The sequence below is a fragment of the Vagococcus sp. WN89Y genome (assembly GCF_052220145.1).
Taxonomy (GTDB): Bacteria; Pseudomonadota; Gammaproteobacteria; order Enterobacterales; family Enterobacteriaceae; genus Kosakonia.
In genome coordinates this window covers 19,496-40,939 of sequence record NZ_JBQPOM010000066.1, presented here as the reverse complement: position 1 = coordinate 40,939, position 21,444 = coordinate 19,496, and the positions used below count along the sequence as shown (strand labels likewise).

The window sequence follows — 21,444 nt, the reverse complement described above, 5'->3', positions numbered from 1 at the left end:
CGGGATATATGAAAATCAAAACAGGCGCACGCATCCTTGCACTGTCCGCAGTGGCAACGATGATGTTTTCCGCCTCTGCCCTCGCCAAAATCGAAGAAGGTAAGCTGGTTATCTGGATAAACGGCGACAAAGGCTATAACGGCCTGGCCGAAGTGGGTAAAAAATTCGAGAAAGACACCGGTATCAAAGTCACGGTGGAGCACCCGGACAAGCTGGAAGAGAAATTCCCGCAGGTTGCCGCAACCGGTGACGGCCCGGATATTATTTTCTGGGCGCATGACCGCTTCGGCGGCTACGCGCAATCAGGCCTGCTGGCAGAAATCACGCCGGAAAAAGCCTTTCAGGACAAAATTTATCCTTTCACATGGGACGCCGTGCGTTACAACGGCAAGCTGATTGCGTACCCGGTTGCGGTAGAGTCCTTGTCACTGATTTATAACAAAGACCTCGTACCCAACCCGCCGAAGACATGGGAAGAGATCCCGGCGCTGGATAAAGAACTGAAAGCGAAAGGTAAGAGCGCGCTGATGTTCAACCTGCAAGAGCCGTACTTCACCTGGCCGCTGATCGCAGCCGACGGTGGTTATGCCTTCAAGCTTGAAAACGGCAAATACGATGTGAAAGACGTCGGCGTTGATAACGACGGCGCGAAAGCAGGGCTTGGCTTCCTCGTGAAGCTGATTAAAGACAAACACATGAACGCCGACACGGATTACTCCATCGCGGAAGCCGCTTTCAATAAAGGCGAGACGGCGCTGACCATTAACGGCCCGTGGGCGTGGGGCAATATCGATAAGAGTAAAGTCAATTACGGTGTGGCACCACTGCCAACCTTTAACGGTAAGCCGTCTAAACCGTTTGTCGGCGTGCTGAGCGCAGGTATTAACGCCGCCAGCCCGAACAAAGAACTGGCGAAGGAGTTTCTTGAAAACTATCTGCTGACCGACCAGGGGCTGGAAGAGGTCAATAAAGACAAACCGCTGGGCGCTGTGGCGCTGAAATCCTACCAGGATGTGTTAGCCAAAGACCCGCGCATTGCTGCGACAATGGATAACGCGCAAAAAGGTGAAATCATGCCGAACATCCCGCAGATGTCAGCCTTCTGGTATGCCACCCGCACCGCTGTTATCAACGCAGTCAGTGGCCGCCAGACTGTGGATGCCGCACTGAAAGACGCTGAAGGTCGTATTACTAAGTAAGCCTTTTCATTCCTTATCCCCGCAAGGGGATAAGGTGAACTGAACATGTTGTATACACCGCATTCTTCGTGCTGCACCAAAGCGGCACGATGAAGTGCTCTCATCGCTCCGGCTGGGGCGCACGAAGAATGCGGTGTAGAGGAGGAATTCCCCATGGATATTGTTAGAAAGCGCCACTGGTGGCAAAGCCCGCTGTTTACATGGGCCGCTATTACCCTTCTGGGGCTGCTGGTGGCATACCTTGTTGTGTTGATGTATATCCAGGGCGAATACCTTTTTGCGATTACCACGCTGATCCTCAGCTCCGTGGGCCTGTATATTTTTGCCAACCGTAAAGCGTATGCCTGGCGCTACGTCTACCCAGGTCTTGCTGGCATGGGACTGTTTGTTCTCTTCCCGCTCATCTGTACTATCGCGATTGCGTTTACCAACTACAGCAGCACCAACCAGCTTACCCAGGAGCGCGCCGAGCAGGTGTTACTCGACCGCACTTATCAGGCGGGCAAAGCCTATAACTTCGGGTTATACCCGGCGGGCGACGCGTGGCAGCTGGCGCTGACCGACGGTGAAAGCGGTAAAAATTACCTCTCAGACGCGTTCAACCCCGGCGGTGTACAAGAAATAAAGTTAAAAGAGGTCGCGGCGCTGCCCGCAGGCGAGCGCGCAAATCTGCGCATTATTACGCAAAACCGCCAGGCGCTAAATCAGCTCACCGCGCTTTTGCCAGATGAGAGCCGCGTTGCCATGAGTTCGCTGCGCCAGTTCTCCGGCACGCGCCCGCTCTATCAACGCGAGGAAGACGGCACGCTGTTAAACAACCAGAGCGGCGTCAAGTACCGGCCAAATAACGACATCGGCTTCTATCAGGCCATCAACGCTGACGGGACATGGGGCGATGAAAAACTCAGCCCGGGTTATACCGTTACCATCGGCTGGGGGAACTTTACCCGCGTCTTTACGGACGAGGGGATCCAAAAACCGTTTGTCGCTATTTTTATCTGGACGGTGGTGTTCTCGGTGCTCACCGTGGTGCTGACGGTCGCCGTTGGCATGGTGCTGGCGTGTGTTGTGCAGTGGGAGTCGCTCAAAGGTAAAGCCATCTATCGCGTGTTGTTGATCCTGCCCTATGCCGTGCCGTCGTTTATCTCAATACTGATTTTTAAAGGTTTGTTTAACCAAAGCTTCGGTGAGATCAACTTGATGCTCGGCGCGCTGTTCGGCCTGAAACCAGCGTGGTTTAGCGATCCGACCACCGCGCGAGCGATGATCCTGATAGTCAACACCTGGCTGGGTTATCCCTACATGATGATCTTGTGCATGGGTCTGCTCAAAGCGATCCCTGACGATCTCTATGAAGCCTCAGCGATGGATGGCGCGGGGCCGATGCAGAACTTTTTCCGCATCACGCTGCCGCTGCTGATAAAACCATTAACGCCGCTGATGATTGCCAGCTTCGCCTTTAACTTTAACAACTTTGTGCTGATCCAGCTGTTGACCAACGGCGGGCCGGACCGTATCGGCACGACCACGCCAGCAGGCTATACCGACCTGCTGGTGAGTTACACCTACCGCATCGCCTTTGAGGGCGGCGGCGGTCAGGACTTCGGGCTAGCTGCCGCCATCGCCACGCTGATATTCCTGCTGGTTGGCCTGCTGGCTATCGTCAACCTGAAAGCGACACGCATGAAATTTGATTAAGGAGGACGCGTTATGGCTATGGTGCAAGCGAAGTCGCAAAAACTCAGGCTCTTTTTCACCCATTTTTTATTGCTGGTGTTTATCGCCGCAATCATGTTCCCGCTGTTGATGGTCGTCACCATATCGCTGCGTGAAGGTAACTTTGCCACCGGTAGCCTGATCCCGGAGAAAATCTCCTGGGAGCACTGGCGGCTGGCGCTGGGCTTTAGCGTGGAGCATGCCGACGGGCGCGTGACCCCGCCGCCCTTCCCGGTGCTGCTGTGGCTGTGGAACTCGGTAAAAATCGCCGGTATTACCGCCGTCGGGATTGTCGTGCTCTCCACGACCTGCGCATACGCTTTTGCCCGCATGCGCTTTCGCGGAAAATCCTCGTTACTCAAAGGGATGCTGATTTTTCAGATGTTCCCGGCGGTGCTCTCGCTGGTTGCGTTGTACGCCTTGTTTGATCGTCTGGGCCAGTACATTCCGTTTATCGGGCTGAATACCCACGGCGGAGTGATCTTTGCTTACCTGGGCGGGATCGCGCTGCATGTCTGGACGATCAAGGGCTATTTCGAAACCATCGACGGTTCGCTGGAAGAAGCGGCGGCGCTGGACGGCGCAACACCGTGGCAGGCATTTCGCCTGGTTCTGCTGCCGCTGTCGGTGCCGATTCTCGCGGTGGTGTTTATTTTGTCGTTTATCGCCGCGATCACCGAAGTGCCGGTCGCGTCGCTGCTGCTGCGGGATGTTGATAGCTATACGCTGGCGGTGGGTATGCAGCAATACCTTAACCCGCAAAACTACCTGTGGGGGGATTTTGCCGCGGCGGCCGTGCTGTCTGCTATTCCGATTACGTTAGTCTTCTTGCTCGCCCAGCGCTGGCTGGTTAACGGCCTGACGGCGGGAGGCGTAAAAGGTTAAGTTTCATCGTTATTGCGCCCTGCGTCGTTTAAGCAAGAGCAAAGGTTCTTGCCGAAAAGATAAGGGGCGTAGCCACTGCACCCTCGTTTTTCCCGACTAACTTGTGATGTACTTAGCGGTCTTTTACGACCGCTTTTTTTATTCACGCTTTAAACGCGACGAATTACAGATCCACAGCGTTATTACTAGCAAGAGGATCGCCGCAGAATAGATCAACACATCCATCGGGGAGTCATGATCGATAATGATCAGCCGCACAATGGCCGTGATGCCAATGTAGACAAAATAACGCAGCGGGAAATGTAAGCCTGACTGAAAATACTTCACGATCAGGGCAATAAACTCAAAATAGAGAAAGTAGACCACCAGGCCTTCCACCAGCTCATATTTCGTGGTCTGTACCGGCGCAAACAGCACATCAGCCAGATGCAGCGTCTCCTTGCCCAAAAAAACAATCAGAATCAGGCCCAGGCTTAGCAGACCGAGGTTAAGCACGGCCTGCAAAATGGTCGAAATAAACTCAACGCGTGGTCGTGTTAACGGCGTCATACCAGCACCTCTGTTCAGGAATTTGCAGGCTACAGTGTATAACGCGAAAACGTGATCTGGATCTACATTTTTTACTTATGTTTTCTCCTTTCCCATGATGATATGGCATGCGTTTTAACCTGCTCAGGAAGCACAAAAAGAATCCTTACACTACGGAAGGCCCATCCCGACGACGCGCCGCTTTTGAGCACAATGGGTTATGGCAGCTATACCCATCACTGTAAATAGCCGTTCGTGATAACGGTTATCTATAAACCCGGCCCAACTGTAAACTGATTGTTTTTTGTACGCACCTGGCACACAACAGCGCGTATGGTTACCCGACAGAAGGATCTGTCGGAGGCGCTATGCCAAACATGTTGCCCGTTGAGCGTGATTATATCCAGCCCGCTTCGCACCCGGAGCCGCCGCGTCGTGACTATCACCCGCTGGTGATGAAAGAGCTGAGTTCGGTCACTCACTCGGCGGTGAACCGTACACCTCAGCACTGGCTGACCCGTTTTTTCTCCCCGCGAACGCAACCGGCATTGCCGGAAAAAATGGCTTTAGCGCAATGCCTGGAGGCGCAAACGGCGGAGGCCGCACCGTCCCACTTATGGTTAAAGGCGGGCGTCGCGCTGACGCTGTTTTCCGCCGCCGGCGCACTGGCCTGGGGGATGACTCGCCGCTTAACGGCTAATGAGGAAGCGTCAAATAATAATACCGCACCCGCTTTGCCACAGCCTGCTGCGCTGGCCGATTCCCTCACCCACTCGTTTGCGGGAACACGCGCCATCGCAGCCGCTCGCCAGAGGGAACGTACCGCCATGGTCGAGGCGATACGGGACGACCTGCTGATTCGCTTTCCCGGTATCCGGGGAGTCGCGCCGGATCAGCTGCTTATCACTCCGCTGCTGGAGATGCTCATAGCCAGCGCCGGGGGGCGTGATATGGACAAAGCCGCACTGGCGCAGCAACTTACCCGGCTGGTTAATGTGACGCTTTCCACGCTGAGTATCCGCGAGCATTTGCAGCTTTACCGCCGCGAACGTACGGCAGAGGACAACGCCCCGCTCGCCTTGCGGTTTACTGCACAGGATGGGCAGGGCTACGTCCCGCTCTATCAGCACGAATATCCCTTAAAGGTCAGGCCGGATGGCACACCGTATATCACAGATGCAAAGGGGCGTTGTTTCTTCATCCGCTATAACCAGCGCACAGGCAGTTGGGAGTATGTTAATGAAGCCGACAACCAGGGGTATTCCGCCCAGGCGCGAGATTTTAATCAGCGCTATCGCCTCAGGCTAATCAACCTGCCCGACAAATTTACCATGGATTATTACCCCGAACAGGATTGTGCAGGAATCACTTCCAGTGGCTGGATACATACCCGTGGGTTATTTATCGCCGGTAACTTTCTCCCGGTCTGGTCGCCCGGTAATGTGAAGGGTGAAACCTATATCAACAGGGGTGATGAATACACGCATCAGCGGCATCTGCTGGTCAGGGGAGATTATGGCTGGGCGTTTGAGCGCCCCTCCGCGCGCATGGATGCGTACCTGAATGCCCTGCTGAGCAGCGCAGACAAGGGGAAAAATAACGACTTCGAGAAAGCTATCGGCGCTATTCACGAGGCGGACGAGCAGTGTATCGACAGGGCAGGTAGACGCTGGCTGAAAAAGGATAACCAGTACTTTCGCGCGCAGTGCGTAAAGGGTACGGGTCAAACGATAACGCTGATAGATTATGCCGGGGCGCGCGCAGAATATAAAAACGGCGTGATGCTGCTACAAAGCGCCGAGGAGATGATTTTTGCGCTGGATACTGCCAGCGTCAGCAATACCGTTATCTCATCCGGGCCGTTTATGATTGAAGCGGCAGCGCTGGATTACCTGCAAAAAAAAGCGCTCACCACGCAGGCAAAACCGCTGGAGGATCTGCGCGATTATCATCCGGGTCTGGCTGAGGACGACGATTACTCCACCATGCTGGTTATCAACGATCGGAAATATGCCGTACGGGAATATGGTGGGGGGTATATTCGCGTGGAGAATAAGCATAACCCATACCACCGACAGCAGGATATTGTTTTGTGGTTGGCGGGAAATACGCTACTGCGGGTGCGAAACACGCCGACAACTATTCCTTACACTGTACTTAACACAAAGTATTTTAATAAACCTGATAATATAGAAACCAAACTTTACCAGAAACTTAACGATTATATTGATACGGGCAGGGCGCTCTCTTTACCCGCAGAAAGAAAAAAACTCATCCAACCAGATAAACTTGCCTTACCCGCTATCTGGCTCGACGCCCAGGCTAACAAACATTACTTTTTATATAACGGCAACTATTTTCCGGCGACGTTATCAGATGCTAATGACAGAGATAATCCAACCGGGCTAAGCCGTGTGAATGTTTTCGCCTGCGAAAGTTTTTATAGCCAGCAAGAGTTAATTGCCTCGTTGGTGATGGAGAAAAAAACAGACCACGTCGAAATAAAAACCCCTGCCAGCTTATTGGCTGAAAAATTACACATCAGCAAGGGTATCGCCGCGCTGTATTGTGATCATCAGGAATGGAGCAAATTCAGCGATATGACTTCTGTGGCGCAAGCCGCCAGCGCAGTGTTAGCCACAGGCAAGTTTTCTGTCGTGCCGCCCGGTATCGTTCCACTAAAACAGGACCTTATATGGGGCAACACCGGGCACGCCGCACAGATCAAAAACAGGCTTTACCCCCCGCGAGTAAGCGAAACACGACTTGAGTTATTCAGGCTCACTGACGATCACCTTCCCCCCGGCAGGCAAAAAATACAGCGGGCAATAAATGGCACGCTGCACCTTATCAAACAGCAAATGCTACCGTTACTGATTGAATCGATCCGCTATGACACGCCTACATGGCCCGTTCTGCAACCTTATTTACACCAGGTTCTGCCTGAGGCGAATGATGAGTTATTATCGGCTATATCTGTCGAGTGGTGTGATCGCCTGCGAATGATTGACAGCTGGCTGAGAGCTGAAAATATTTATTTACTTGGCGGCGAAAACATTTATTTAAGACAAGAGGAAAAACACCATGGCAATAGCGTTTTTATGGCACCATCCTCCAGTATTTTTTATATTAATACGCATAAAATAAACCTGGAAGATAAAGCACAACTTAGACTGGCTACTGAACTCTTTTCAGCATCCATAAATATTGCAGATGTGGAATGCGCATTTAGCTCGCTCAGGCAAAATAACGGTATATTCCCGCCTGTGGGGGATACCCGGCGAGCCATGGTTGATATTCTGAAACAGAATCAGCTAACGCCGGATCAGCAGCACTCTATTCAGATGATAAGTAAAAAATACCTGCAAAGTGTCCCGCCCTATAATTCAGAAACAGAGACATTGCTGAAGCCAGAAAAGCTGGCATACCTGGCGAAATATGACCCGGCGTACAGAGCACATCTGTTTGTGAACACCCCCTCTTTGCTCTCTCTGCTCTCCCTTGATAGCTATTTCCTGTTGGCCACAAGCGGTCGGCATTTCGCTGGAGCAGAGGAGTGGCTGAAGCACTATGGCGCGCTTCGCGCCAGCGATATAACGCTGCCGGTTGCCCAAACAACATCAACAACCACTGAAACCTCCACACCTTCGGCCACAACGCTTGCTCTGGAAACACATCACCATTGGCACCTTCCCGATCATCCACACGGGCCACACAAGCAGCCCCGGCAGGAACCCGCCAATTCAGAAACCAGGCCAGCAAATACGCAGCAACAAGGGCAATCTTCTGACACCCGTTCAAATGGCGAACCCGTCTCAGGCCCCGGCGAAGGTAAGGGCACAAAAGCGGATAAACCAATAGATTCACCACAGAGTTCAGAAAATCAGACACAGGAGACGTCAGAAGAGGTGGAAGAGGAGTCGTCTGAGGAGACTGATCAAAAACGTAAAGAAGACTCCTCAGATGAATCAAAGCAGATCCGCGAAGATAATTCTCCTGACGAACAACAGAAACCTGAGGAAAAGTCCCCCGACGAGCAGAAAGTGCCTGAAGAAAACTCGCCCGATGAACCGCAGGTGCCAGAAGATAATACGCCTGACGAGCAGGAAATCCCCGAAGATAACTCGCCTGATGAGCGGCAAATACCAGAAGAAACTTCCCCGCAAAAGCCGCCGTCAAAACCAGGCAGCCCGCTTCCCGCTCCATTGCCCCTCCCCCCAGGGCCACCTCTTCTGCCTGTCCCCCCGGCTCCTCCGATCCCTGCCCCGCCGCCCGTCATTCCCGACCTGAATAGCCAAATAGCAGGTTACGGTGCGATTGCCGGTGCTGGTATCGGAATTGGCCTCGGTATTCCGGACGTGAATACGACTACGAGCACCACTATGCCACAGCAAAATACGTCCACCACATTCCCTGCGCCCTCATCGCTCACGGCCATCAGCTCTGAAACCACGCCCTTGCCAACTGATGTCCATATGCACCGGGAAGGCGCTAAGTTTTTCGTTAAGCCCGAAGCTCAGGATAAGAACAAAGGAGAGAGATTTGAGCCAGATTCTCGCGATGACGTTTTTCTTCCCGGCGCGCAGACGAGCCAGACCAGAGAGCCATCGCCCGAAACCAGAGTGTATGTGCCAGGCCGTGGCAACGTAATAAGAGTCGAGATCCCGGAGCTTAGCTGCCTGGGTGAAAAAGACCTTACACTTGCAGAAGAACTCAGATATATCGGGCAGGCGCTACAAAGTCCTATCACCGCCAGCGCCCTGGCACGACAGGAGACTGAGTATATTGATATAAGAGGAGGTGATTGTCCCACCGCCGAAGAAGCCTGGTGGCTGGAAGACAGAACGACCGCATTCGATGCAATAGTCGATTTGATAATGATGATGGCTCCCCAGTTACGACTGTTATATATTTTTAGAATGATAGTAGGCCCGTTATTATTAATGATAGCGGATGATTTAGAAGGGAAAGAAATTACACTAAAAGACAGGTTTTATTATTTCCTTAATGCCGCGATGCAAGTCATGTCTATATTCAATGTTAAAGTCCCCACGCTCAAAGGCACAGCCCGCTCCAGTATTTTTAGAAAGTCCGGCAGTAAAATAACGCGAGGAAATTCAGGCTCTGCTTCATTCGACACTCGATTCTCATATATTCGTAATAATGAAATTTATGTCAAGGTGGAAGGAGAAGAATACCCACTTCAGACCAGCTATGACGAAGAACCTATGGTGCAAAATGAAAAGGGACAAAGCCGTATAATAAAATTCAACCAGCAGGAAGACCGCTGGTATTTTGATGAGGATATCGATCAGGAAGTTCGGGACGAGAACAAAAGAAATCAAAATAAATTTAAACTGCCTCTTGCTGAGCTTCCTGATGATGTGGTGATAGAGGCGGAAAACAATGAAATGTTTACCATCAAAATCAACGGCAGAGATGATATAACAGGTGTTTTTACAGACATGGAGTTTATTCCTGCCCGGCTGGAATATATCGGTGCCGAGGCCGTCGCTTATACGACCAGTGAATTGATGCCGCAACAAGAGCAGCGGTTACTTATCCACGATGAGTCTGGCTGGGATTTTGAGCGAAAATCAGCAAAGATGGATCAATACTTTGAAATCTTGCTTACTAACAAAAAAGAGAAAAGCTTTTTCCCACAAAACAGTTTCGGTGCCATCCGTAAAATAGATGGGGTTAGTCACGATATCTTTGGTGATGCTTTTATTAAGAAAGACTATAAATATTATCGTGTCGAAAAGCTGAACAGGCAAAGTGAAGATATAATCTATAAACTGCCGGACTACGAAGGAGGCGTGGTTAGATATAAAAATGGCTATTTTATATTAGAAGGTGGAACCGATATTTTATTTCCGGCCAAAACTGAATTAATTAGAGAAAAAGAAACAGCATTTCGCATAGAGGCCGATGTACTACCGATCCTGCACAGTAAAGCGTTATTCGCCGACGCGAGTTTTCCTGAACGCATTGCGCCCGGGCTTTATTCTACGCCAGACCGGTCAGCCAGCGCGTTTATCATTAATCAAGAGCAGTTTGCGGTACGTTTTCATACCGACAGAGAGATGCATATTATTAGAAAAGACACGGATAACGCAGGCTCAGATATAAAACTCTGGCTGGATAAGAACACCTGGTTTCGTATTCGTGAAGAGGTAGAAGAGACGCTTTATAAATATGAAAACATTGCCTCTTGTCGGGTTGCAAGAACACCAGGCGGCGGGAGTTCCTGCCCTGGTGCTAATATTATGATCGAGTCAGGACTTAGCAAAAAGCTGGTTCAGGATGTACACGATGGAATGGCGCTTGACACGGTTCCTGAAAGGGAAAGGCTCGTTGAAACCCGAACCGGCGATATTCCTTTTTTATATCAGGATAAAGTAACAAAAAAATATTACTTCAAATATTCCAATAATTATTTTAACGCCAGGATAATTGAAACAAAAGACACGGGAGAAAACCCAACCGGTTTCCCCTGTATCAGAGTGACAGGCCGCAGTGATTTCTACCGTGCAGAAAAAAACGTTGCCACCATCGTTATGTACGATGATAGTAACTCAATTAAAATGGTCGATTTATCCACTTTTATTGCGGAGAAGTTAAAAGTCAGCCCGGAAGAGGCCGTTATTTATAATAAAAAGACGCTGTTTCACGATATGGAATATATTGAGCTTCTCGAAAAACTGACAAATGAAGCCCAGATATCAGAAAATACCTATGTCGAGCAGCCTATTGAGATTACAACTGTACCTGAGTTTTCTTTATCCGGGGCTGCGCTTGACGATGCCGCTAAAAAAACATTATTTTCACAGCAGGTGCTTAAAAATAACCAGTATTCGATTCACATTTATGGACTTAATACACCAGCAGCACAATCCAGCCCTTACGTTCAGGACAGCATAAGGTTTGTCAAAAGGAGCCTTGATTACTTACGCCAGACGATGCTTCCGCGCGTTATGAACTCGCTCCGCATTAGCCATTATAACCATCCCATCACCGAAGATTATTTAACAGAAATAATGAAAAAAAGTGACACAGACTTTATCAGAAAAGTCGAATTGTCATTGTTTTCACGGCTCGTCAATGCCAAAGATGAAATAAACTATCGCATCATAAAATTGATGACCGTAGTGGATGATGTTAATCATCAGCATCCTTTATACACAAGAACAACAGACTCAGCGGTTTTTATCGGCGATAAAGAACATATCTATATTAATATCGATCTATTGGATATTGGTGAAAATGCGAAATTAACTGATACACATGATTTAACCGGGGCCATCCTTACTGCCGCGCTGGGTGCAACGGGAAAAGCTTCCCATATTGTTGATATTCCCAGAAAGAACGGCATTTTTATTAATATTAAAGATGCATATCGTTCCATACAAAATACAGTAAAATCGTCAACAACCAGAGCAGAAAACATACCGCGTATGCGAGAGGTTATTTTGCGTTACCTGAAGAACTCGCCTCTGTATCGTTCCCATATCGAAAAACTCATTGATATGCCGGTAGACTGGCGAAAATTCAGTTATATGCTGCGCTTTGACCCTGGCCTGCGGGCACAGATCACGCTCAACTCTGATGAATTATTAACCTTAATGACGCAGGATATTCATTATCTTATTTCTTCAAGCGAACAGGAAATGTCCATTCTGCATCCCTGGGTTAAAAAATACGGTAAAAACCGCGGCATAGTAAAATCTACTGCCGAAAAAGTGCAGATTACCGATGCGATGACCTCTGCAACCGTAGATGTCGGCTCGCTTACCGCATTCAGCGCTGAAGAAACGATTACACGCGAGCTGCCTGGCAATAAATATATCTACAGCACCACTGAAGGTAAGATGTTATTTAAATGGCACAATAAATATTATCCTGTTGAGTTTATTGGCCCAAGCGGTATGTTAGTTTCAATAGGTTCGTTCAGCGAGATTCGCCAGGTTTACTATTACGATCCGGTTACCGGCGAGCTATCGCCGGTGCAACAGCCTTTTGCACGCAGTAATGTACTAACCTATGACAGTGATATGGATGTTTATGTCAGCACCGCCCCGGCAGCCGATTATTCAGCAATATTAAAATTTGACAAAGATAATGATCTGTTAATTCTTACGGGTGCTAACAGAATTACACATTTACCCGGCCGGATAACGCGTGTCGAATATCCGTGGTTTAATTTATATCATCCTGAAGGTGCTTCTCATGATGTCTATATCCACGGACATGGGAAAATTCTAAAAACAAAAACCACCCTGCCTGACAATATTAAAGTGCTTTATTACACGCACAAAAACGGGCAGTTAATTCCTTATAAAGGCGATATTGAAGGTCTTTTAAGTAGTCGATTCGTACCGAGAGAGGAGAATAATCCGGGTGATGAAACAGAAGACTATTTGATTACCCCGATGAGTCATGAATATGTTAACTATTATCATATGGCAAGACGCTATAATAAAAACATTATTCAACTCAGGTCAAAATCTACCCTTTCTGCAACCATCATCGAAGCGGCTGCGCGATTATTTACAGATGATGAAGTAAATATCCACCTGTATATAGGTCGTGCAACCGACGAGCAACGTATGTTACCTGTTGCGCCTGGCAGAGGTACTCCCTCCCTAAACAGTGAGTTCACGCAATACAAGCCTCCCGCCGCACATTGGGCATTCGATCAACAAGTTAACGGTGGTGCGGTGCAGCCTGACCGTGTACTTAAGGGGTTTATACCGCTCAAAGAAACCCATGTCTATTTGCACTACGGCACAGTCGATACCATGGCAAAAGGTTGTATCGATTTTTTCCTTAAACAAGAACCCTATGAGATTTTCTATGGCCTTGATATCGACGGCGAAGCCAGCATTCATACGCCAGTTTATATAAAAAATATTCGGGTACAGGCTGCAAGAAATATTGAAAAAGCCAAAAGCAGCCTTGATACAGCATGGGTTAAGTTGAATACCCCCACTTATCAACAATCAATTTATGATTACTTCACCTTTGCCTTTGATATGACTGATGAGGATGTCCTCAATCAAATCGTTGCCCGTTTTAAAACTCACACTTCTCGCGTGCGTAATTTTATTATCGAATCGTCCCAGCGGGATTATGAAAATATCGCCGTCGTATCCACTAAACAAATCGAGGACCCACGTTTTCCTGGCTTATATAAAAGTGCCATGGCAAGTTCAGAGCATCTCCAGTACGTTCCCGCCGCTTTTATTATCCCTGGCGATGCTTACCGACGGGTTTTTCTTATGGGAGACAGTTACCCGCAGATGGAGGTCAACCGTAAATCATTTGATCGCAACGAAATGATGCTGGAGCATATTTTAACGCATGAATCATCGCACATTGCCGCAGATACTTTTGATATTACCTATATCGCCCCGGAAGAAATAGATTATACCGATGGCGGACTTAATATTCAGGATGCACAACGCGGCCTGCGGCAAATTAATCATTTGCTCGAATCCAGTGATATAAAATCCTCAGTATTGTGGGGCGATTATGTCCCCACCATTTATCGCTATCTGGGGATAGAACAACCGACTGACGCAAATGAAGTGATGGACATGATTAAAAAGAGCCCGATGCTGAAAGCAAATCTTATTATGTCCAATGCGGATAGTTTTGCCGTGTTTGTTAAGCATGTCGCGAATCTTGACACCGACGGCAGGTATAAACGCGAGGTAGAAGAGAGCGTGAGAGAAGCTGATTATAAACATCTCGGGTTACTGTTTGCCGCCGCGCGGGAACACCATATTATTGATCTGGAGTAGCGCGGATCAGGCGCTACGGGCATGCAGGTACGGCAAAATGCAATGTGCGAAAGCCATCTGTTATGGCCTTCGCACATTTATCTATTTAGCCTGTTTTCAGCGTCGTTACTGGAAGTTCAGTGACTTATCACTGGTCATGCTATACAGGTCAAACTTGCGCCCCAGCTTCTGACCACCATCACGCGTCAATGGCGTCCAGCCTATTGCGGCGCGGCTGCGGGTCGGGCCTGCGCTGAACAGATCCAGTGGAATAGAGACATAGACACCTTTGGTGAAGTCGCCTTCCCCGTACTGCTCTTTCGACACGTTGGTAATAGTCGCGTAAGCGCCAACCACAATACCGCTGTCGAAATGCTTCGCCACTTCCAGCGTACCGCCTTTATCCCCCGCCAGATATTGCCCGACGCTCGCTTTAATCAATACGTCCTGAGCAAATGACGGCGTGTAGTAAGCGGTTAAATGCCCGGTCTTCACGCTATAATCGGTGAACTTCATCATGTCCTGGGCGCTGCGCCAGTCACGCTGTTTCACATAGTTAGCATCAATACCAAACGCCCAGTTACCATCCACCGGACGCCACAATACCTCTGCACCCGCCCCGCCGTACATGGTTTCCAGATAGCCTGCATACACCTGCCCATAGAAGTTATTGCCCAGATACTGGAAGTAGTTCGCCTGCAGGTTATTCACGTAAACATCGTTTTTCACATATTCACGCACCTGGGTACGCACGCGAGGCAGTGCCGAGTCTTTTGGCGGATTGGTGTAGTTAAATTTATCGTAGTTATTTGCGAGATTACCAAACAGGCTACCGGTCGTGAGCAAATGGTCGGTCCACCACCAGTCGGCGGTTGCCATCACGCCAAGCTGGTACATATAGAAGCTTTCCGGGCCGCCAAAGGACTGATTCAGTACCGGATCGATATGGAAATCGAAGGTGGATTTATCGATATACCAACCCTGCTCTGTCGTTTCCGGCACCACAGGCGTCACGCGCTTTTGCACCAGCTGCGTGTCATGACCCAAAGGCTCTCCTTCAAGGTGCCTTTGCAGGCTGGCGACATCCGTTTCGGTCGTCACCTGCGGCAAATTGAGGCGATTTTGCGTCACGCGAATGGTACGGATACCCTCCGGCAAATCATTCATAATGATACGGTTCGCGCGCTCCACACCTTCCTGGGTGTTACGGTATTTAACCTGCTCACCGGTGACATACAGCGTATCGCCTTTCGCCTGGATTTTCGGGTCCGCCAGCCCGGCGTTGTATTTCAGTAAGGTAAGTTGGTTAGACACCACCGAGTGCTGCAAAATGGCATCCTGTGGCTGCGGCTGATATTTCGGTCGCGCATTATCATTGTACGAAGGGCGTAAATCATTGAAGTTATTACGCAGGGTAAAGCCAAACATCCAGGTATTGCCGCGCTCATAACTCAGGTTGATATCCGCCCAATCGGTGACGCGATAAATTGCCCCGACGTTGACTTTACTGCGCTGCGGTAATTTACCGGCAAAATCCTGCTCGTAGGTATTGCCTTCATATTCCACTTTCAGGCGCAGCGGCTGCCAGGGTGTTTGATACTCCACGCCGCCGAACAACGCCGCCGGGCCACGAAACATCTGGCTGGTATCCGTTGAACCCGCTTGTTTATAACTGGTATCACGGTTGCAGTACTTGTTACTGTAGGTACACAGCGGGTTTTTGATGTTGCCGCTGGTACCCAGATAGCCCCAACCGATGCCGAGAGAGAAGTCGAATGGCCCCCAGGCCTTGTTCGCCACCACATATTCACCATCGAACAGGCCCGTACCGCCAATATCGCGCGCCCCAATGGCAACTTGCGGCAACCAGTAGCCCTCTTCCCACAGGCGCAATTTCAGATCAAACGCTTTGTCTTTATAAGTCTGATTACCCGAAAACGCTTCGACAGAGCTATATTTGCGCGTACGCACGTCGGTATAACGTAGCGTGGTTTCCAGCCACGGGAAAAGCTGTACTGAGCCTGAGTAGTAGCGATACTCGTTGTTGTCGCGGTAGTTAAGGCTTATCTCGCCTTCGCGCGCCATACGTGCCGTTGGTGTTTGCAGCAAACCCACGCCACCGAAGTCCCCCTGAGACGGGCCGACAGGGTCCGGGTATGATTCTGCGTGACAAGCGGCGCTGATTCCCAGCGCCAGGAAACTTAATACATACGTTTTTTTCATTATTATTCCGGTATCCGATGCGTCAGGGACTGAAGAATGTCGGCGTTCAGCTCGTCATACTTATTGCTCCACAGCCCCGGCGCAAACCCCACAAAAATCACGCTACCCGGCATTGGTTCAACATGGCGGCGGTTCCAGTAAGCAACGGGCACCTTCTGTGTTTTACCGGTGGGATAGATAACCCATGCGTAGCTGCGCTCCGCACCGCTTAGCAAGTCCATCTCATCGAGATAACTCACTACATCACGCCCCGGCGTAAAGGGCTTGTTTCCAGGGCGGCTAACCAGGCCTATTACAGAGACCGTCGAAGGCTGCGCCCCTACCCACAGGGTGTATTGCCCCAAAAGTGTGCGGTTGGCCAGTCGGTGCGTACGGACATAGTCCGGGTCGAGGTTGACTATCTGCCTGCCGGTGACCTTCACCGCCTGCAATTGCTGGCGTAACGCGTTAATCGCTGCCGCCGAACGCCCGCTTTCATCTGCGGCCAGCGCGCTCAGGCGGGCCAGTAACGCCTGGTGTCGCGCCTGCTGTTCAACGGTGGCCTGCTGCTCGCTAATCACCGCGCCAGGCCACCAGCTATTTGCCAGCCTGGGCTGCCCCACGAGATCAAGAAGGCGCTCAGCGTTGGTTAAGGTTTTGGGTTTTGCTTCGCCCGAAGCGTAGACATCAACCGTGCCGGCAGCGAAAGCCAACGGCGAGACGAGGCTTAATAGCAGCGAGATTACCGGGAGCTTGTTCATGCTTTCGCCGCCTTAATCAGGGTGGTTTTTACCGGGAACCAGTCCGCACCAAGATACTGCTCCGACTGGCGGATTATGCCTTCGTCATCCACCCAATAACGGTTGCGCCAGCTTTTCTCGTTAGTGGTAACGACTTCTTCGAGGACTCTGACGGCGGTGACATCGCCCGCCAGCGTGATGGTATCGGTGCCATTCCAGTGGAATTCTGAACGTGCGGTGGCGTAGCGCACCTGTTTATGCTCCGTCCAGCCCATCGTGCGCGTCCAGCTTGTGCCATCAATTATTTGATTGGGTTTGGCCAGCGGGTCTGATGCCAGGTTATTGACGTCTATCAGGTTATCGCCGCCGAGCTGCGTTTTCACGATGCGGTAGTGCTGCGTCACGATGGTCGCCTGATCCTGTGTCACCCATTTCTGCTGCCCGTTTTCGGCGAAAGCGAGTACCACAAATAGCTGCGGGCCATTATTGAGCTGCATGTACTGGCTGGCATAAGGCATATTCAGAATGTCATCATCCGTGAGATGCACGCCCGGTGTGCCAAACGTACTTTCCCATAAGGATGTTCCCAGGCCCTTGACATGGGCCGAACATGCCTGAAGAAGCAGGCAAATCAGTATAATTCCAGGTCGCTTCACGACTCTTCTCCGAAAGGGGGCGAAATAACCACACCGAAGTGTGGTTATAGTTAATGCACCCGTTATTACTGGGTGCTTGTGGTGGTAGTGGTTGTGGTCCCGGTGTTGGAACCATCACCGCCACCGGTTGCCGCCAGAGCGACACCCACTGCCGAACCTACGGTGCTGGCGCTCGTTGCTGCAGAACTACCTGCAGAAACAGAGGTCGCTGCTGACCCTGCTGCTTCACCGACTTGCACCGGAGCCGCATACGCAGAAGTCACCGCAAGCGCGGATATGGCGAAAATGCCACACAGTACTTTCTTCATATCAATTTCCCTTCATTGAATGAATGGAGATTTACCTGAAAAAATTCAGGCGAGATCGAGTATACACAACTAAAGCTATGGAATTACGCCACGGGAAATATGCGGTTGCGTTTTAGGAAAATTGGCAATCGAGGATTTGTTTCACTAAAGGATTTACTGAAATGTGATGTTTATCAAATAATTAAATAATGACGATAAGATGAAGCAATGAGGCTAGTCCTAAAATTTATAGCTACCGATATTCTGGCTTGCATATTTTTCAGATAAACCTGATCGGTAAAACTGGCAAGAAACAAGCCATCTCCGGGAAATTATTTGCCTGTAAATAAAATCGACGCATCGCTTATTTATTATTATTACGCTTTCTCACCTCTGAATATTTCACCGCAGCAAAAAAAAGCGCCGCAAACGCGACGCCTTAGTATAAGTCTTACTGAATTAGCCGCGCCAGGACTTGTAACGGTTAATCAGGCCGTTCGTCGAACTATCGTGGCTGGAAACCGGTTTGCTGTCGCCCAACTCCGGCAGAATACGGTTCGCCAGCTGTTTGCCCAGCTCAACGCCCCACTGGTCAAACGTGAAGATGTTGAGGATAGCGCCCTGGGTAAAGATTTTGTGCTCATAGAGCGCAATCAGCGCGCCGAGGCTAAACGGCGTAATTTCACGCACCAGAATCGAGTTGGTCGGGCGGTTGCCTTCGAACACTTTAAACGGCACCACATGGCTCAGTTGCGCCGGATCTTTACCCTGATCGCGATACTCCTGCTCAACGACATCGATAGATTTACCGAATGCCAGCGCTTCTGTCTGGGCAAAGAAGTTAGACAGCAATTTCTGGTGATGATCGGAAAGCGGGTTATGGGTAATGGCCGGAGCGATAAAGTCGCACGGTACCATTTTCGTTCCCTGGTGAATCAGCTGATAGAACGCGTGCTGACCGTTTGTTCCCGGCTCACCCCAGATAATCGGGCCGGTCTGGTAATCCACCACGTTGCCATTACGGTCAACATATTTACCGTTGGACTCCATATTCCCCTGCTGGAAGTACGCAGCAAAGCGGTGCATGTACTGGTCATACGGCAGAATGGCTTCGGTTTCAGCACCAAAGAAATTGTTATACCAGATACCAATCAGCGCCAGCAGAACCGGCAGGTTTTGCGAAAGCTCCGTGGTGGAAAAGTGTTTGTCCATCGCATGCGCGCCGGAAAGCAGCTGCACAAAGTTGTCAAAACCGACGGAAAGGATGATGGAAAGACCAATCGCTGACCACAGAGAGTAACGGCCACCGACCCAATCCCAGAACTCAAACATATTTGCGGTATCAATGCCGAACTCGCCAACCGCTTTTGCATTCGTTGACAGCGCAGCAAAGTGTTTCGCCACATGCTTCTCATCACCCGCTGTTTTCAGGAACCAGTCGCGCGCGCTGTGGGCGTTGGTCATGGTTTCCTGGGTGGTGAAGGTTTTAGAGGCAACCAGGAACAGGGTGGTTTCCGGGTTCACTTTTTTCAGCACTTCGGCGATGTGCGTACCATCAACGTTCGAAACGAAATGCATATTCAGATGGTTTTTATACGGGCGCAGCGCTTCGGTCACCATATACGGACCGAGATCTGAACCGCCAATACCAATATTCACCACGTCAGTAATTGGCTTGCCGGTATAGCCTTTCCATTCACCGGAGATTATCGCTTCGGAGAACGCCTTCATTTTTTCCAGCACGGCGTTCACTTCCGGCATCACATCTTTGCCGTCAACCAGAATAGGCGTATTGCTACGGTTACGCAGCGCCACGTGCAGCACCGCACGATCTTCGGTACGGTTGATTTTCTCACCCGAGAACATCGACTTGATAGCACCCGCTAAATCGGTCTCTTTCGCCAGCGCCAGCAGCTTGTCCAGCGTCTCTTGCGTGATGCGGTTTTTGGAATAATCCACCAGCATCAAATCATCGAACGTCGCGGAAAACTGATTAAAACGATCGCCATCTTTGCTGAATAATTCAGCGATGGTGACGTCTTTCATTTCATCATAGTGTTTCTGTAATGCCTGCCAGGCAGAGGTCTGCGTTGGATTGATGTTTTTCATAGCAATACTCTTCTGATTTGAGAATTGTGACTGTGGTCGATTGTAGCGCCTGCCGAGTCATTTGCGATGATTTTTGTGCTTTTGCCCGCTAGACTCGACCGCTCGCGCCCCAATAGAGACTCAAAAGGCTAATCGCGCAAACCGACAGCACAATCAGCTTCAGCAGGCGAAAATGGTGCACCTGCGCTCGCGCACTTTCTGGTACTTTCGACGCCATTTTGAGACTAAGACAAAACAAGATCAGCAGACCAATGCCGGGAATGCCATGCGGAGCGAATAAAGGAAAAAGCGTGTCCATTTTCGTCCCCTTAAAAATCAAACGCCAGGCAACCGCCCGTCGTGTTCACCGCCCTGGCGCCTGCATCCATCAGCGCCTCGTTAAGTGCGGCGATCCGCTCATCTATCCACGGTACATCGGCGCAGCTATAGCGGGTCAGTTCATCTGTCCCATAGTGGCGATAATATTCGAGCAGACCTTCGTTATTCACCCTGTGCAAAGCAACCGTGCCGTGATACCCGGCGCGACGCAGTGAATTCATCATTTGCTGAAGATGGGAGAAAATATAAGGAATATGCCAGGGTGTGGTGAAGAAATTTTCCAGATGCGCCGAGGGGAATATATAACTGTCCAGCTCGCGAATCTCTACATCGACCTGGTTATTATTTTTTAAATTGATATAGCAATAGGTTCGCCAGCCGGTGCGGTAATTCTCAATATGCGGATTAGTGGAGGTCAGATTATTATCACGCATATATTTCAGGCGCGACAGGATACAGTTATCACGAAATAGCAGCGCGGTGACGATTTCATTCGTATCCGGCTCGTACTCCTCTTCCGGGAAAAAGGCGCGGTGAAGCGAGGAGACTTCGGCGTCAAAAAGATGTTCCGGGCGTTTCTCCAGCACCGCTTTTAGCAGGGTATCAGCCTGCGGCGTATGGCGCGCAAACGCCGCCAGCACCGCATCGGGCAGTTGCCTGATATAATTTTCCACATCCTGTTTTATTTGCGGCGTATCAGGAAAGGCTATATCCGTGCGGATATTCGGCAGCGCCCGATGCCGCACGCCGTTCAGTAAATGCTGCCAGTCGCTATAACCGTGGTAATACGCCACCATATCTTTGGCATGGGTTCGGGTAACGCCGCACTGCTTGCGAATAAGCCTGGCATGCATTTCGAGCTGACTTATAACCGGCAGCGGGTGATATTCAGGGGATAAGAGCGAGCGCCGAAAGTGCTCTTTGAGTTGAATTGCGCTGGCTTTGAGATCGTCAATTGACATAATTTCCGCCCAGTAACTGTTTTGCGACCTGTATACACAAAACCGGATGGAAATCCG

Annotated in this window: 12 protein-coding genes; 4 read left to right on the top strand and 8 right to left on the bottom strand. The window is 50.1% G+C overall.

Annotated features, from left to right (window positions below):
- Positions 1-8 precede the first annotated feature (8 nt).
- The 3 genes from malE to malG all read left to right on the top strand — a co-directional run bounded on the left by malE (position 9) and on the right by malG (position 3,800).
- Complete coding sequence (malE, locus tag ACTU3N_RS18995) at positions 9-1,199, top strand: maltose/maltodextrin ABC transporter substrate-binding protein MalE (protein WP_443087686.1); 1,191 nt, start codon at positions 9-11, stop codon at positions 1,197-1,199.
- A 153-nt stretch (positions 1,200-1,352) separates the two neighbouring features.
- Positions 1,353-2,897, top strand: coding sequence for a maltose ABC transporter permease MalF (gene malF, locus ACTU3N_RS18990; RefSeq protein ID WP_443087685.1), 1,545 nt, complete (start codon positions 1,353-1,355; stop codon positions 2,895-2,897).
- 12 nt (positions 2,898-2,909) lie between these two features.
- The gene (gene malG, locus ACTU3N_RS18985) at positions 2,910-3,800 is read left to right on the top strand and encodes a maltose ABC transporter permease MalG (protein WP_443087684.1); all 891 of its coding nucleotides are present in this window, start codon (positions 2,910-2,912) and stop codon (positions 3,798-3,800) included.
- Between the two features lie 138 nt (positions 3,801-3,938).
- On the opposite strand, the gene psiE is transcribed toward malG, so the two are convergent.
- A complete protein-coding gene (psiE, locus tag ACTU3N_RS18980) occupies positions 3,939-4,349 on the bottom strand; it encodes a phosphate-starvation-inducible protein PsiE (protein WP_443087683.1) in 411 nt (136 codons plus the stop codon).
- 347 nt (positions 4,350-4,696) lie between these two features.
- Here psiE and ACTU3N_RS18975 point away from each other — a divergent pair, with 347 nt between their 5' ends.
- On the top strand, positions 4,697-14,134 hold the full coding sequence (locus tag ACTU3N_RS18975) for a hypothetical protein (protein ID WP_443087682.1): 9,438 nt from the start codon (positions 4,697-4,699) through the stop codon (positions 14,132-14,134).
- Positions 14,135-14,239: 105 nt separating this feature from the next.
- Here the strand turns inward: ACTU3N_RS18975 and ACTU3N_RS18970 are convergent, their stop codons facing one another.
- The 7 genes from ACTU3N_RS18970 to ACTU3N_RS18940 all read right to left on the bottom strand — a co-directional run bounded on the left by ACTU3N_RS18970 (position 14,240) and on the right by ACTU3N_RS18940 (position 21,387).
- Entirely contained in the window at positions 14,240-16,336 is a 2,097-nt protein-coding gene (locus ACTU3N_RS18970) for a YjbH domain-containing protein (protein ID WP_443087681.1), read from the bottom strand.
- Positions 16,337-16,338: 2 nt separating this feature from the next.
- The gene (locus ACTU3N_RS18965) at positions 16,339-17,076 is read right to left on the bottom strand and encodes a capsule biosynthesis GfcC D2 domain-containing protein (protein ID WP_443087680.1); all 738 of its coding nucleotides are present in this window, start codon (positions 17,074-17,076) and stop codon (positions 16,339-16,341) included.
- Positions 17,073-17,711, bottom strand: a complete 639-nt coding sequence (locus ACTU3N_RS18960) for a YjbF family lipoprotein (RefSeq protein WP_443087679.1) — start codon at positions 17,709-17,711, stop codon at positions 17,073-17,075. The genes ACTU3N_RS18965 and ACTU3N_RS18960 overlap by 4 nt, the downstream gene beginning before the upstream one ends.
- A gap of 65 nt (positions 17,712-17,776) precedes the next feature.
- Entirely contained in the window at positions 17,777-18,019 is a 243-nt protein-coding gene (yjbE, locus tag ACTU3N_RS18955; RefSeq protein WP_443087678.1) for an exopolysaccharide production protein YjbE, read from the bottom strand.
- A gap of 438 nt (positions 18,020-18,457) precedes the next feature.
- Positions 18,458-20,107 (bottom strand): glucose-6-phosphate isomerase, encoded by a 1,650-nt coding sequence (gene pgi, locus ACTU3N_RS18950; RefSeq protein WP_443087677.1) that lies wholly within the window; start codon positions 20,105-20,107, stop codon positions 18,458-18,460.
- An 88-nt stretch (positions 20,108-20,195) separates the two neighbouring features.
- Complete coding sequence (locus ACTU3N_RS18945) at positions 20,196-20,405, bottom strand: hypothetical protein (protein WP_443087676.1); 210 nt, start codon at positions 20,403-20,405, stop codon at positions 20,196-20,198.
- 10 nt (positions 20,406-20,415) lie between these two features.
- The gene (locus ACTU3N_RS18940) at positions 20,416-21,387 is read right to left on the bottom strand and encodes a hypothetical protein (protein ID WP_443087675.1); all 972 of its coding nucleotides are present in this window, start codon (positions 21,385-21,387) and stop codon (positions 20,416-20,418) included.
- Between the last annotated feature and the right edge of the window lie 57 nt (positions 21,388-21,444).